Annotated in this window: 13 protein-coding genes and 1 pseudogene; 8 read left to right on the forward strand and 6 right to left on the reverse strand. The window is 56.8% G+C overall.

Going from position 1 to position 13,528, the window contains the following annotated elements:
* Nucleotides 1–25 precede the first annotated feature (25 nt).
* Nucleotides 26–550 (reverse strand): hypothetical protein, encoded by a 525-nt coding sequence (locus tag BM244_RS00085; protein WP_093396647.1) that lies wholly within the window; start codon nucleotides 548–550, stop codon nucleotides 26–28.
* Nucleotides 551–1,073: 523 nt separating this feature from the next.
* Here BM244_RS00085 and BM244_RS22490 point away from each other — a divergent pair.
* Together BM244_RS22490 and BM244_RS22495 are read left to right on the forward strand one after the other, a co-directional pair.
* Nucleotides 1,074–1,274 carry a hypothetical protein gene (locus tag BM244_RS22490; protein ID WP_139226828.1) on the forward strand — a complete coding sequence of 67 codons (201 nt, stop codon included), beginning with the start codon at nucleotides 1,074–1,076 and terminating at the stop codon, nucleotides 1,272–1,274.
* Nucleotides 1,275–1,695: 421 nt separating this feature from the next.
* Nucleotides 1,696–2,175, forward strand: a complete 480-nt coding sequence (locus BM244_RS22495; protein WP_139226829.1) for a hypothetical protein — start codon at nucleotides 1,696–1,698, stop codon at nucleotides 2,173–2,175.
* 138 nt (nucleotides 2,176–2,313) lie between these two features.
* Here BM244_RS22495 and BM244_RS00095 read toward each other — a convergent pair whose 3' ends face one another.
* Nucleotides 2,314–2,772 carry a YybH family protein gene (locus BM244_RS00095; RefSeq protein WP_254784184.1) on the reverse strand — a complete coding sequence of 153 codons (459 nt, stop codon included), beginning with the start codon at nucleotides 2,770–2,772 and terminating at the stop codon, nucleotides 2,314–2,316.
* 218 nt (nucleotides 2,773–2,990) lie between these two features.
* Here BM244_RS00095 and BM244_RS00100 point away from each other — a divergent pair, with 218 nt between their 5' ends.
* Together BM244_RS00100 and BM244_RS00105 are read left to right on the forward strand one after the other, a co-directional pair.
* A complete protein-coding gene (locus tag BM244_RS00100) occupies nucleotides 2,991–3,536 on the forward strand; it encodes a GNAT family N-acetyltransferase (protein ID WP_093396650.1) in 546 nt (181 codons plus the stop codon).
* 173 nt (nucleotides 3,537–3,709) lie between these two features.
* Nucleotides 3,710–4,633: a CPBP family intramembrane glutamic endopeptidase gene (locus BM244_RS00105; RefSeq protein WP_093396652.1), complete on the forward strand. Its 924-nt coding sequence runs from the start codon at nucleotides 3,710–3,712 to the stop codon at nucleotides 4,631–4,633.
* Between the two features lie 209 nt (nucleotides 4,634–4,842).
* Here the strand turns inward: BM244_RS00105 and BM244_RS00110 are convergent, their stop codons facing one another.
* The 3 genes from BM244_RS00110 to BM244_RS00120 all read right to left on the reverse strand — a co-directional run bounded on the left by BM244_RS00110 (nucleotide 4,843) and on the right by BM244_RS00120 (nucleotide 6,390).
* Entirely contained in the window at nucleotides 4,843–5,229 is a 387-nt protein-coding gene (locus BM244_RS00110) for a type II toxin-antitoxin system VapC family toxin (RefSeq protein WP_093396653.1), read from the reverse strand.
* Entirely contained in the window at nucleotides 5,226–5,519 is a 294-nt protein-coding gene (locus BM244_RS00115) for an AbrB/MazE/SpoVT family DNA-binding domain-containing protein (protein ID WP_093396655.1), read from the reverse strand. Before BM244_RS00115 ends, BM244_RS00110 begins: the two co-directional genes overlap by 4 nt.
* Nucleotides 5,520–5,739: 220 nt before the next feature.
* A complete protein-coding gene (locus tag BM244_RS00120; protein ID WP_093396656.1) occupies nucleotides 5,740–6,390 on the reverse strand; it encodes a recombinase family protein in 651 nt (216 codons plus the stop codon).
* An 85-nt stretch (nucleotides 6,391–6,475) separates the two neighbouring features.
* Between BM244_RS00120 and BM244_RS23440 the strand changes: the two are divergent.
* The 3 genes and pseudogenes from BM244_RS23440 to BM244_RS22505 form a co-directional block, all read left to right on the forward strand.
* A pseudogene (locus tag BM244_RS23440) lies at nucleotides 6,476–6,619 on the forward strand (HU family DNA-binding protein); the annotation flags it as partial.
* An 86-nt stretch (nucleotides 6,620–6,705) separates the two neighbouring features.
* Nucleotides 6,706–7,575 carry a 3'-5' exonuclease gene (locus BM244_RS00130; protein WP_093396659.1) on the forward strand — a complete coding sequence of 290 codons (870 nt, stop codon included), beginning with the start codon at nucleotides 6,706–6,708 and terminating at the stop codon, nucleotides 7,573–7,575.
* 401 nt (nucleotides 7,576–7,976) lie between these two features.
* Nucleotides 7,977–8,846 carry a LuxR C-terminal-related transcriptional regulator gene (locus BM244_RS22505; RefSeq protein ID WP_139226830.1) on the forward strand — a complete coding sequence of 290 codons (870 nt, stop codon included), beginning with the start codon at nucleotides 7,977–7,979 and terminating at the stop codon, nucleotides 8,844–8,846.
* Nucleotides 8,847–11,188: 2,342 nt separating this feature from the next.
* On the opposite strand, the gene BM244_RS00140 is transcribed toward BM244_RS22505, so the two are convergent.
* Nucleotides 11,189–12,700, reverse strand: a complete 1,512-nt coding sequence (locus BM244_RS00140; protein WP_093396661.1) for a PAS domain-containing protein — start codon at nucleotides 12,698–12,700, stop codon at nucleotides 11,189–11,191.
* A 233-nt stretch (nucleotides 12,701–12,933) separates the two neighbouring features.
* Here BM244_RS00140 and BM244_RS00145 point away from each other — a divergent pair, with 233 nt between their 5' ends.
* Nucleotides 12,934–13,341: a response regulator gene (locus BM244_RS00145; protein WP_056047997.1), complete on the forward strand. Its 408-nt coding sequence runs from the start codon at nucleotides 12,934–12,936 to the stop codon at nucleotides 13,339–13,341.
* Nucleotides 13,342–13,528 lie beyond the last annotated feature (187 nt).

Genomic DNA, 13,528 nt, shown 5'->3' on the forward strand with positions numbered 1-13,528 from the left:
GTGTGAATTTTGCATTATAGGGGCCTTAACTGGGGCTGATTACCGTATCGACGATCTGGCCTAGCTTGCCGACGAGCTTGCCTGTCCAATCGATCGTTAGGGTTCGCTTGGGGGTGATGATCTCCATCGTTGAAGCGTAACCTCCGATCGGCATATCGCCACCGCTGACCTTTTCAAGGTAGGCCTGACGGTCGCTTAGCAAGTGATCAAGCGCTTTGCCTGTGTCTAATGAAAGTGTCGTTTTCGATGCGGAAAGCGGATGGGGATTTATTGGAAGCAATCCCGGCCCTTCTTCTTCCGCTCGTTCGACCGTCCACTTTCCGTCTTTGCTTCGCGAGGCGACGATGCTCCATTCGGTTCTCGTATGATGCTGTGCGACACCGTAAATGATAATCATGGTGTCCGCCGTAGGCAGCACCACGCCAAGGCGAGAGCGCAGTGCGTCACCGGGGTGCTGCGATCGTTCGACAACAACTTGGGTAGGCGCTGCGGTAAGTGAGGATGTGGCGGAGAGAAGCATCAGCGCGATCGAGGAGAGGATTTTGGTCATTCAGCCAGCCTGCCGAACCCTGCCTAGGTCTGCAAGTGGCGGCTCACAATCAGCCGATTGGACCCTCGCCTGATGCAAAACTTTTGATCTCCGCATCGGAAATGGCCGGGATTGGAGGGGAGCAGCTATTTCGCTCGCACAGTGCCCGAATGGCTATACCGTTCCGCAGCTAGGCTTTGAACACGTTCAGCGCGCTGAGCCATTTCTTCCCATCGCTCTGCTGATCGAAGTGCCCTGTTGCGAACGTTAGGTAGCGTGGAAATCTCAGCCGCTGCACGTTCGGTGTCCGCACGCTCTCGGTACAATTTTGGATCGTCGCTCATACCGGTCATTTATATCTTTCAGCATCGGCCCGCCAGCGATGTCGGCTGCGAAAACTGAAACTCGACCTGGGCCGATCCTACGGTTCGGCGTCAATGCAAAACCGGTGAAATTTGTAACAGATGTCTCATCGGTGAGACGCCGTCATTGCCTGATTTGAATTGCTTATGATACTGTCCGAACGGCGTTGCAGGAGACGAAAATGACCCGATTGAATGGGTGGCGATACGGGCTTGTGGCCGGTATTCTATTCCTCCTGATTGGTTCCGCTATCCAAGGTTTTTGGTCAGGAAACTGGGCCGAAGTCTGCCGTTCGCTGCTCATTAAAGCCACGATCATTATTCCGGTTTTTGCGCTGCTTTTCGGCGCGTTCAAGGCGCGAGTTCCAAACCAGCCCCAGTAATCTGGGCGATCACCTTTCTATGCGGAATGTGTGATTTCCGTATCACGAACGCCGAAAACTGGCCGAATTCCTATCGGCAGGCTTCTGGCGTGGCCTTTCTAAAGCTGACGCGGGTTTTCACCCTGCCGATGCCGCCGAGACTGTGACCGCATGGACCCGCCAACGATTGTTGCCGTCACCGCAACTCCGAATGCGAGAATATCCCAAATAATCGGAAGATGGGCAGGGGCAGCTAGCAGCAACGTCATCGGGCCGAGGATACTCATTCTAACTCCGATCCGGTCCGCAACCCGGCCACTAATCGTCATGATATTTCCTCGCGATCCCAGTCCGGTTTAGGAGGCGCGATGATCGGCAGCAAGGGCTGCTATTGAGCGTTCTGGTACGATCCGGCTTTCTCGCGAGGGATCGGGAAACGAGAATGGCGCTGTTCGATCGAGCCGGCAGCATTGACGATCGTAGCCCTGCCTATGAGGGTAGAGCCATGCATAGAACGCTTCACCCTCGAACACCGCGTCGCAGGCTAATCCTGCGGACCTTCTATGCACTTTGCCTACTCGGCGCGACCTACAACCATTGGTACGCGATATATCACCACGGTTTACATTGGGATTACGGAGGATTTCCGAAGGCAAGTGCTACCTTCTGGACGATGCTGGCCTTCATCGATCCTGCCGCCATCATCCTTTTGTTCGCGCGCCCTAACATCGGCGTCGCACTAACGGTTGGAATCATTGTAACTGATGTTACTCATAACGTCTGGATTCAGGCGCGATACTTTCCACCGCTCCTGCAATCTTTGGCTGACTCCCCGCAGGTGATCGAGCAAATCGCTTTTATGATGTTTGTGCTGGTGAGCAGCCCCTTCGCATGGGCCATGAAGCGACAGACAGCAGCGTAAGCGCCATTCCCGATTAGGAACGGCGATCGAGACGGTCCAGGCATTCCCGGAATCGATGGTGAACTGGGATTATGGCAGGCTTCCCAAAACGCGACGTTCTGAGAAGCCTGCCTGGCGCAAGCAGTTTAGCGATGTGAATCAACCCGCCTTTGCTGGCGGGATCGGGGTGTACTGCGCGGAAACCAACAGCCATTTGCCTGCTGCCCGCTCGGCAACGTAACGAACGCGAACCGACCGAACTGGTCCACCTGGAATAGCGAATGACTTACGCGTCGTGATAATAGCGACGTCGCCGCGCGACCGAATGACCAAAGGTTCGCTGGTCATCGCTGGCGCGGTACGCTTCAACTCAGGAGCGTAGAACCCCAGCACCTTCTGGCGATCATCAACTTCGCCAACTGGTGATATTTCCTCGTAGTCAGCTGCAAGAGTCTTCGTGAGGGTGGCCGAGTCGTGCTGAAGGCGAGCGGTGTCGAAACGATCAATCAAAGACTGAATTTCCATATTCTGTGCACTTGCGGTCGATGCTATCAACAAAGCCACCGAACCAATCGCCCAAATCACCAAACGCATATGTCCCCCTTCAGTGAGCTTCACGCCACTCCGATAATGGTTTCAATCGGGATCGGGAAACGAGAAAAAGAGCACTTCAGGACACGCGCCGCGATGCGAAGGCATCCCGCCGGTTGCAACCGAACAGGAATTCGGCATGCGGAGTCAGTTCTGCGTCAGTGAGCGCGATCACATGAACACGGGCGCCATCAGTAATTCGCCCGCTGTTGCGATTGCTACGTAAGCCAGCTTATTCAGACGCAATGAACACCGACTTGTCATTGGGCAATCGACCCGATCTCGCCACCGAACGCCTATCCCTTCGGCGTCCTGACGATCGCGACATTGACGCCATAGTTGGCGTTGTCGGAAATTGGGAAGTGGCACGCCGCTTGGCGCGTGTCCCGCATCCGTATGGTCCAGCCGATGCCCGCTTTTTCCTAGATTATGTCGTTCCTGCCGAGTGGGTATGGGCTGTTACTCTGCGAGGGTCCGACACGCTTCTCGGTGCGATCGGCCTGACGCCGGAAGAGGGCGCTGACGCCGCTGAGTTGGGTTATTGGCTGTCCCCTGCCCATTGGGGGAGTGGCATAGCGACCGAAGCCGCTAGGGCGGTCGTTGCCTTTGGTTTCAAACGTCTCGGTCTTCCCGTCATCACGTCTGGCTATTTTGAGGACAATCCTCCTTCGGGCCGGGTGCTTCGCAAGCTCGGCTTCGTGGAAACCGGGCACGTCATGCGACCTTGCCTCGCGGCAGGTAGCGAGGTGCCTTCAATAAGGATGGAGCTGGCGCACCCAACAAAAGGGTAACTACGAGGAGGCTGCTTATTCAGCCTTCCCAGCTGGGAACGGGATCGAGACGGCCGCGACGTTCCCATGAGGATCGAATTTCGAGAAAAGCGAGGTGCCGTCGGAATGCCTCGTTGACCGCTGTGTTATACCGCAGCAACACACGAAGATCGCGCGGCGCGGCAGGAGGACCGATGACGACCAAATCGTTCTTGGCAACTCGATCGGGTTCCCGATCAAGGCTAAGCGCCATTGGAAAGGCAGTCAGCTATCTAACCCTGGCATTTGTCGGCGCGCTTCTCGTCTCGGCTGTGGCGAAGGGCCTCCTCGGCGCATCCCTTCTTCAACTCGCGCAAGGCGGCACGGCGACAGGCACGGCGAGGGCAGTGTTGTTGCTGCTTGGGTTGGTTATTGTGCCGACCGCGCTGGTTCTCCGAATCTTCAAAGAGCCGTTTCAACTCTCGGCATGGGCATTCGGCAGCGCAATGAAGCTCACAGCTTGGGGGCTCGCGACCGGCTTCATACTACTCGCAATTATGGCAGGTTTGATGTGGCTGTTGGGTGCTGTCACGTTCGGGATCGCCACCCCGACCATATCAGCAGCGATTTCGGGCTTGATGATGTCTGCGATATTGTGGCTGGCTCAAGCAGCAGGTGAGGAAGGTCTGCATCGCGGCTATGCCTTCGTGCAAATTTGCCGCGCGCTCTCTTTTTGGCCAACCGCCGTCTTGAGTAGTGCCTGGTTCATGTACGGGCACATCGGAAACGAGGGCGAGACAGTACTTGGCATCATCGCCGCTGGACTGCTCGGCCTGGCATTATCGTACAGCCTGCTAAAAACGGGTTCCCTCTGGTTCGCACTCGGCTTTCACGCCTCGTGGAATTTCAGTCAGAGCTTCATCTTCGGGTTTAACAACAGCGGAAGCAAACCCCCAGCCAGCCTGCTGTCCGCCACCCTTGACGGCTCGCCATTGCTGACGGGGGGCACCACCGGACCGGAAGCCAGTTTGCTCGTTCTTCCGGTTTTGATCGTCCTGTTCGCAATCATCCAGCGGGTCGCCGTCCCGACCTGCGAACGTTCGGGCAGCCCGACGCCCTCGATTCCGACAACCCGCTGACACTGCCTTTACGGTCGGAGGCTGCTGCGGGGCCGACCCGGTCTTCCTAAAAACGAAGGTCGAGTGGGGAATCCCCAGCTCAACGCCATGAAAAGCACGGGTGTTGGGTGCCGTTTTCTCGAAATCTGTTCCCAAATCGATTTTCTCGAAATTGCCTAAACGACACGGGAAAACGGGAATCCTTCGCTGACCGGTTTTGGCGACGGCTGCTAGCGGATATGCTCCATCTTGAGCCCTTTGGCCTTTACCTTCTTCCACTCGCGATCTGCAGTGAGGGCGGGAACGCCCAGTAGGATCGCAAGCGCTAGACAGGAGCGATCACCAAGGCCGCGCCCAAACTCTTTCGTTTGAGTGTGCAGATCAGCGGCCGCATATGCTGCCTCCACGTCGTGAGGACGTACATCGAGACGAAGCTCGTCTAGGATCTCGCGGATGGTGGCTGCGCCCAAACCACCAAGCAGGAGTTCCTTGATAACCTCCTGCAGATTGACGGCGGAAATCGCTGCTCGTCCGATGTGAGGTGTGACCTTGTCGGCGCCTGGTTCATCCCGAACCAACGCCAGCACTGCGGATGCATCCATTACAACAGATGTCATACTGGATCTCCCTGCCGGTCCGAATGCGAAGACTCGCCTGCCTCGGTGACGGCCTCTGCCTTGCGATCAGATAGGAAGTCGTCGATTGTTCGGGCCTGCTTGGCATGCTCTCGATAAAGCGCCTGAGCGCGAGAAACCCCGTGTCCGATCGGCGACAGACGGACCTGATCGTCCTCAACCGTCAAAATGACCTTTGCATCTCCGTGGAGCCCCATCGCCTTGCGAACCGATGCCGGCAGAATCATCCGACCGTTACTGGCAACTTTAACGTCTATGGATTGCGTAGCCATCGCGGTGTTCCTACTCAATGCTTGTAAGGAGCATGTGCCACTTTAAGGGATACGACACAATACGAGCTCCGACATCAGGCCGAACCTATCACGCGCCCACTGTCATTCTGGGTATACCCTGAGTGGGCATGGGCATTGGTACACAAAACCCGTTCAAACAGGGTCGGTAGTAGAGAAATCGGACACCTCATTATGAGGGTCTAGAGTCTGCCTGAACGCATTAAGGGTGCGCGTCTGAAATTGCTGCGTCAGCCTCTGCCTGTCGACGGCGATCACGAGCAACCTTGGCGAGCAGCGTTCGACTGCACCCAGTCGTATCCATTATATCGCGCCAGCTTCGGCCATTGCGAAGAAGGCTCGAGATAGGAGCGTTGCGGGTCTTGTTCTCGCGACGCCCCTTATAAAGCCCCGCTGCCTTGGCTTTTGCGGGTCCTTCGGCTTGTCGACGACGGCGATCGTCATAGTCCTTACGGGCAACCGCGGCGAGTACGTCCAACATCATGTCGTTGACCGCTGCGAACATTCGGCCGGTGAACTCATCCGTCGGTGCCGTCAGGATCCACGACGTCGGCAGGTCGAGTGCAACTACCCGGACCTGCTTGGCGTCGATTAGGTTGCGCAGTTTGATCCAGTCTGGTGAGGTGAGGCGGGAAAGTCGATCAACCTGCTCGACCAGGAGCACGTCTCCCGGCTCGCAATCCGACAGCAGGCGGAACAGCTCTCGCCGGTGAAGCTTGGCTCCACTTTCGTTTTCGACATAGCGTGCCGCAAACCGAAGCCCGCGCTCGGCCGCAAACACGTCGAGAGCACTCTTGGCGCGCGACGCATCCTGTTCGGAGGTAGAAGCGCGAAGATAGGCTCGGATGAACATCCCGTGCTCTGCTATATGTGCAGCTTATTAGTCTAGTCCTTTTTACGCTATCAAGACGGGATTAAAGTACCAGCTATTGAGAGGTATGCAAAAGGCATACCTAAACGGCACCGCCACGATCCTCGCCGCATCCTGCAAGAGCAACGGCGTTTCACTGGCAGGCCTCGGCAAGTTGAAGGTCAAGGACGGCCCGGCACGTGAGGGGCGCAATCGGGTGACCGGCAAGGCCATCAATATCCCCATCGCGACCGATCCGCCAACCCATTGTCCGGGCAGTGGTGCAAGCGGGTCACGACAGGGTAATGGCTACTGCCTATGGGCAATGAAACATCCGCACACGAGCGCGCCGCCGCCCTGCTGGGTGAACACCCCGGCTACAAGGTGTTGCGTGCGCTACCTCCGCTCGCGGACTATCCTATTACAGAGCCGCAGGGGCACGTGCGCACCGCCGCGGTCATCGACGTTGAAACCATCGGCCTCGACGCGGATCATCCTATCATCGATCTTGCGATCCAGCGCATCGCCTTCGATGCACGCGGCGTGATCGTGCAGGTCGGCCAGCCTCGCCAGTGGTTCGAGGACCCTGGCGTGCCGATCCCGGCCGAGATCACTCGGCTTACGGGCATCACCGATGCCGATGTCGCCGGCAAACGGATCGATGTCGACGAGGCCGTGAGCCTGATCGCCAGCACCACTGTCGCCATTGCCCATAATGCCGCATTCGATGCCCCTCGTGTCGAGCGGCGCCTGCCGACCATCGCCAGCCATGCCTGGGCGTGTTCATGCAATGAGGTGCCCTGGCGCGAACTCGGCTTCGACGGCCGCAAGCTTGGCCATCTCCTGATGCAGCAGGGCATGTTCCATCAAGGCCACCGGGCCGCAGTCGACGTTTGGGCAACGATTAATCTTTTAGGCCGCGTGCTACCCGACGGAGAGACGGCGTTGGCCAAGCTCATCCGACAGGCAGAGCAGCCAAGTGTCCGGATCGAGGCGACGAACGCCCCGTTCGAGGCAAAGGATGTGCTGAAGGCGAGGGGGTACCGCTGGCATGCTGACAAGCGGACATGGTGGACCGAGATCGCGACGGCAGGAGAGGTGGGCGAGCTCGACTGGCTGCGGGACGCTTGCTTTTGTACCCAGCCCAAGCTGACGCCGGTCACCTGGGCTCAGCGTCACCGCGGATGATAAAGGACCTGGCTCTCGCGGGATCGTCACGAACCCCAGAGCGCTATGATCCCGACGATTTTTACCCGTATGAAGATGTACCCGAATGGGGGATCCTGACCAGAACGGCATGTCGTCCAAAGTGGGGTAGGGCATGGACTACGGATCAGGCGCTTGAAAGGGTGGCTCTAATCATTCGATACGAGAGCAGACCGGCTGCTTTCTGGTGGAATGCGGACCTTCCGCTTCGGAGGCCACACCTAGGAAACCGGCCACTGAGCGGGTATCTTAGATGCCTCGGTTTTTTGCATCGCCGGAGCCTCCGATTCCCTGCCGTTCTTGGGCTGATGCGAAACCCGTGATTTTTGCATCAACAACACTATGTTCGTGGAAGGCAGGCGTCGTTGCGGTAGCAGGTCTGCATGAGCGACACCCACAGTCCGCGGATTGACAAGCAGCGAGAAGCCGCCCTCGCCAGATTAACAGCAAACGAAAAAGAGTGTCTGCGCCGCCGGTTGCTCCCTCAGACCGCGAAGGAGATGGCAACCGATCTAGGTATTTCGCCACATGCCGTAGAGAAGCGGTTGAGGATGGCACGTGCCAAATTGGGAGTCTCCTCATCGTTGGCCGCAGCACGGCTTTTGGCCGGCGCTGAGGAGGACCAATTACTGGTACCTCATATTTCGGACCTTCCGGTTGGCACAAACGAGCCTCAAGCCGGCGACGTGTCGATGCCTTCTGCATGGGCAACGAGCGTTCCAAAGGGATTGACCATGATTGCTGCTATCTGCCTGATCGCCCTGATAGCCCAAGACGTTCCGACAGTGCCAACTGCTACACCGGCCCGCCCCGTTGCGGATAGTTCCAAAGGCGTCTCAAAATATTATGGCCAATGGAAAACTCCTCAGCCGAATCGGCGCGAAAGCATAGATCGCGTCCATCGCGAAACTGTTTTCATGGCTCAAGGGATCGCATCCAATATACATGTATATCCCTTCGGAACACCTGCTTTTTACCAAAGCTTTTTTTATCAGGTATACATTCGCTCCTTATCAGAAGCGGTGGTTTTTAAATATTCTGAAGGGTCGAAACTACAGGTAATAGAGAGCGTAAACCCGTATAACCGCTCCATCGAAAATGATATTAACCCAAAGGATATCAAGTTAATTAAGTCGACAGGGGACAGTATCTCCGTATTTTACAATGGTTCTATCGGTGCGATTGTACGGATGCCAATGTCAAACACATTTGTTTATGCGACTCGGCGGCCGGATAATTTGAAGGCGCAATAGCCACGAGATCGATGCCCGTATGCGAACGGTGACGTCAGCGTTGGGACGCTAACGTGCGCTTCTGTATCGCGGCATAAATCAATTGGCGCAGGTCAATCTTCGTCGCCTGGAGAGCGTCGGTGGTGACGGCTTTGGTAGACGACGAATTCTAGATACTGGGTTCTTGCCGAGCTTGAGCGCGGATCAGCGCCGAAAAAAGGACCCCGGCAGATTTTGCCAAGCTGTTGAAACTGCGTCTACGCTTGTCTTGATCGCCCCCCCCCCCCTTTACAACTCATACATCCTGAAAGATTACAGGTAGTTGTCTCGCTTTGGCCGGGGTCCCGCTTTCAGCGCCGGTCCACACCAAGGACAAGTTCATACTCGCCGCCACCGTTCAGAGCCGCCGCGAGATGGCCCAACTCATCCCAATGTCCACACAGATGGCACCCGCCTGATCCGTCAGGCAGCTTTGTCTTTAGTTTCTACCGCGTACCTACCTCGCACCGAGACCAACTTTTTCAACACGATCGGGCGCTAGCAGCCGAAACGCCATTCTCAAAAGAGATCGAATTTCCGGAATGTATTAATTGCGCGGTCAATGGCGCATTAGCGTGCTGGTGCGACGTCCATGTCGCTTGGAGGAAAAATATCAGCATCTGGGTCTATAAGAGCGCCGCATTTAGTAGTTATTGAACCTGTGAAGAGTCAGTGCATTGTCGTGTTATATGACCTTGCGTATGTTTCGGCCCACATATCAAAAATCGACGGTAAAACATCAGTAACAGTTAAGGCGTTACTATATATCTCACAATTTGTGCCCGGGTACAGATTGTTCATCGAAGACGAAAGGCCTCCGTCAATATAGTGACGGAATCCAACTATTCCTGGACCGAAAGCAGAAATGGCTCCGGTAAAGTTGGGGAACACTAGCAGGAAGATCGCCACGACGAATGTCGATCCAATGCGCCTACGCGTTAGCCGTACATGGGAAGGCGACGATCGTTGGTTATCCATTTCGACGTTCCATCAAGCAGAGATAATCGGTCAACGATTAGGCCGCACTGATGAGGTAATTCCGTACCTCCATCAAGTCGTCCTAAGCTACCTATCTGACACTCCCGCTATCGGGCCATGACGCTGAGCCCGTTTTTATTTCCGTTTCACGATCGAATTTCGGGAATGGCCGGGTTGGGAACGGTAACGGAATGGCCGCTTATTGTTTGAAAAGCCGACGTTCCGACGCGCGAGATGCCGCGCTCGATCTTTTTCGTTTCAACACGTCGGGTATCTGACAAAGAAGGGCGGGCAGACCCAAAAGGACCAATAAAAGGATTGACCACCTTTCGAGATGCCTGTCACGTTCGGTTATTTCGACGCAGTAAGGTCCCGAATACACGCGCCCGCAAAGCCAATCGGAAGGAATGGCCGCCAAACGGGGGCCTACGGCCACCACCGGACGGTTTTCCATGAGATAGATGTTAACTGCGAACGGCGCGAACATCATCGAAGTACAAGCGGCTAAGATAAGTCGACGCTTCACGACAATCTCCCTGCACCTGACGGTGTGCGTCACCGGACACACGATCAACGTCTGTTATCGGGAAGTCGGAAGTGCGGTGTCAACGTCCATGGTTGGGCGATCCGGCTTTCTCACCCAGGATCGAATTTCGGGAATGTCCGGGTTGGGAAGGATAACGGACGGGCGGCTTTCGGGCGACCTGTCCTCGATAGGTGCCGTTCGTTCGGGTACGGTCATTCGGCGTAAGGTTCACCGGTCTGCCGATCAAATATCCGAAAAGCCCTCGAACCCAGGTCGCGCCGACAAAGGCGCAGCTCAAAAAGGGCTCCCTGGATCGACAAGCGTACTGCCACCGTAGTCCACGCGCGCGGCAAACTTATATCGGCGATTTCCACCGCGTATCTCAGTTCCGATAGCTCAGCCATCAAGCCGCCTTAAAGTTCAATGGCCACGCTACAACGACCAACGCGCTGGTGATAGCGGTTCGGCAGAGGGGGTATTCCCCGCACGGCCAGTGTCCGGCCTGGGAAGGAAAGCGGACAGGCTGCTTTCGGGAAGGCGGGCGGCGATAGCAGACATTGGGCAACTGTCGGCTTTTCAAAGAGGATCGAATTTTGGAAATGGCCGGGTTGGGAAGTCGAAGCAAAACGGCAAAAACCGCCGGAAACTAATATGACGGGTATCGTTTATGCCTTGCCGCGGTCGTCCTCCGGCCGTGGCCGGTCCGTCCTTGCTACCCTGTGGGGACGGGCCGTTGTTCACCCATAAGTGGCAAGACGGATAGGGGCTATAACGCCAAGCCGAAAGCACTGTGCTTAGTGCTTTGTGAGAGGCTAGCCCCTTAGTTCCTTTCTTCGGCTCGATCATGCTGCTCGTTGTCGTTGTCGTTGTCGGCGCTGTCGACCAACGGTGCGACGGCTTCGAACACGACGCCGCCAGGAAGGTATGAGATTTTAGCTGTTCCGCCGGTTTCGTGCGCCAAAACACGCTGGATGAGCTGTGTTCCAAAGCTGGTCCGTGTCGGCGGTTCAACCGGTGGGCCTCCTGACTCTACCCAAGTGAGGTGGAGATCATGCGGTTGCCAGCCGTCCATGACCTTCCAGCTCAGATCAATCACCCCATCGGCGGTCGATAGCGCGCCATATTTTGCGGCGTTGGTTGCAAGCTCATGGAGGGCAAGGGCGAATGCGACGACAAGGCGTGGCGGGAGCTGAAGGTCCTTGCCGGAAAGCTTGAACCGTTGACCGTCTTCCACCCCGAAGGGGATAAGCGTGCGCTCAACCAGCGCACGCAGAGACGTGCTCTCGAACCTGCCACTGATCAGCAAGTCATTCGCGGCCGACATCGCGTGTATGCGTGCTTCCAGCGTCGTGCCGGCCTCCTCCACAGAGGTCGCCCGGCGCATCGTTTGCGAGACGATCGCCTGCAGGGACGCAAGCGTGTTCTTCACCCGGTGGCTTAGCTCATTAGCCAAGAGGGTCCGATGCTCCTCAGCGCGCCTCCGTGCGGTCACGTCCTGGGTCGTCCCGACGAGTGCCAACGGTTTGCCATCGGCGCGGTAGCTCGCCTGTCCCCGGATCTGTACCCAGCGCTCCTCGCCTGCCGGCGTCTGCAAGCGGTACTCAAGGTCCAGCAGCGATCGGTCGCGTACGGCGCGCTCTATGCCGTCGACCTGCATCTGCCGGTCTTCCGGATGGATCGACTCTCGCAGTTCGTCGAGGGTCAGAGGATCGGTCGGGGCACGACCGCATATCCTCTTGCACTCGGCAGATGCCGTCAGCCGGTACGTATCGAGATTGATGCTCCAGGCCCCCAGGCGACCGGCATCCAGGGCGAATTGAAGCCGCTGCTCGCTCTCCTGAAGCTCGGCAATGCGGCGTTCTACCTCTGCTTCGAGGGCATCGCGATCGAGCTGAAGATTGACGAGGCGTTCGCGCTCAAGAGTGACGTCGTACTGCGAGGCGAAGAAATAGAGCAGCCCCCCGTCGTCGTTAAACACGGGCGAAACCAGCAACCGGTTCCAGAAATGTGTGCCGTCCTTCTTGTAGTTTAGCAGGTCAAGTTCGATCGACTCCCGCGCACGTATCGCGTCCCGCACCCGGCCGACGTCGGCCATGTCCGTGTTCGGTCCCTGCAGAAACCGGCAGTTGCGCCCCATGATCTCGCTGCGGGCATAACCGGTCAGCTTCCCAAAGGCGTCGTTCACAAACACGATGGGATTGTCGGGCAACCGGGGGTCGGTGATGATCATCGGCATGCGCGTTGCCCGCACGGCCGAGGCAAAAGGGTCAGATCCGCCATCGCCGCGCGTCAGTTCGCGGACGATCCGCGCTTCTTCCTGGATATCTCGCACACGTCACTCCGTTCGCGCGCTCAACGGGCCTTATGTCGTTGGACGCTATGTTTTTTAGTCCTTTAGTGTCAGTAGACAACGATGACCATTGTGACAAAACTACTCGGTTAGTAGCCTGCAAACGACACCTGGCATGGCCCGCAAATGCGGCCATGCCGCAGTCGCATTCTAAGAAATCAACCAAAAATCCTCGCGCGCCGCAACTCTGCTTATGGCGGGAGGGTTAGGGCTCCATGACCCTTTCAACCGTACCCTACGCCCTCGTTGTCGATGATGATCCGCTCATCATGATGGATACGACTGCCATCCTCGAAGACGCCGGATTCCGCTTCTACGAAGCCATGGACGGCGACGAGGCAAAGCGCGTCTTAGCCACCAACTGGGAAAGCATCGTACTGCTGTTCTCTGACGTCGACATGCCCGGCGATACCAACGGTTTTGCGTTGGCGCGGCATGTCGCCGAACGCTGGCCTGCGATCGAAATCGTCATCGCTTCCGGTCATGTTCTACCGAAAGCGGGCGAGATGCCCGAAAAGGCTACGTTCATCTCCAAGCCGTTCAACAAGCACATGGTACACGAGCATTTGCGGAACATGCTCCCGGACAACAAGTTACCGGAGCCGCTTAAAAAGGCGGTTTGATCAACGACAAAGCTTATTGGTTTAAATTGAAATGGTCGAGATGGGGAGGAATTATATCAATGTCGAACGATCGGGATCACGTTGATTGCGGAAGCTAGCAACGCACCAACGACCGTGAGGCCGAGGTCGTCCGCGAGTTGTAGTAACACTTCCAATTCGTCCTTCAAATCTTGGGCCGTCAACGGGT

This window comes from Sphingomonas sp. OK281, assembly GCF_900115295.1.
Classification (GTDB): domain Bacteria; phylum Pseudomonadota; class Alphaproteobacteria; order Sphingomonadales; family Sphingomonadaceae; genus Sphingomonas.

What these genes read in the sequence shown, in the direction of transcription:
- BM244_RS22495 (WP_139226829.1), top strand. Translation starts at nt 1,696, where the DNA reads ATGGCGCTGTTCGATCGAGCCGGCAGCATTGACGATCGTAGCCCTGCC.
- BM244_RS00085 (WP_093396647.1), bottom strand. Translation starts at nt 550, where the DNA reads ATGACCAAAATCCTCTCCTCGATCGCGCTGATGCTTCTCTCCGCCACA.
- BM244_RS00100 (WP_093396650.1), top strand. Translation starts at nt 2,991, where the DNA reads ATGAACACCGACTTGTCATTGGGCAATCGACCCGATCTCGCCACCGAA.
- BM244_RS00130 (WP_093396659.1), top strand. Translation starts at nt 6,706, where the DNA reads ATGGGCAATGAAACATCCGCACACGAGCGCGCCGCCGCCCTGCTGGGT.
- BM244_RS22505 (WP_139226830.1), top strand. Translation starts at nt 7,977, where the DNA reads ATGAGCGACACCCACAGTCCGCGGATTGACAAGCAGCGAGAAGCCGCC.
- BM244_RS00120 (WP_093396656.1), bottom strand. Translation starts at nt 6,390, where the DNA reads ATGTTCATCCGAGCCTATCTTCGCGCTTCTACCTCCGAACAGGATGCG.
- BM244_RS00115 (WP_093396655.1), bottom strand. Translation starts at nt 5,519, where the DNA reads ATGGCTACGCAATCCATAGACGTTAAAGTTGCCAGTAACGGTCGGATG.
- BM244_RS00145 (WP_056047997.1), top strand. Translation starts at nt 12,934, where the DNA reads ATGACCCTTTCAACCGTACCCTACGCCCTCGTTGTCGATGATGATCCG.
- BM244_RS22490 (WP_139226828.1), top strand. Translation starts at nt 1,074, where the DNA reads ATGACCCGATTGAATGGGTGGCGATACGGGCTTGTGGCCGGTATTCTA.
- BM244_RS00110 (WP_093396653.1), bottom strand. Translation starts at nt 5,229, where the DNA reads ATGACATCTGTTGTAATGGATGCATCCGCAGTGCTGGCGTTGGTTCGG.
- BM244_RS00105 (WP_093396652.1), top strand. Translation starts at nt 3,710, where the DNA reads ATGACGACCAAATCGTTCTTGGCAACTCGATCGGGTTCCCGATCAAGG.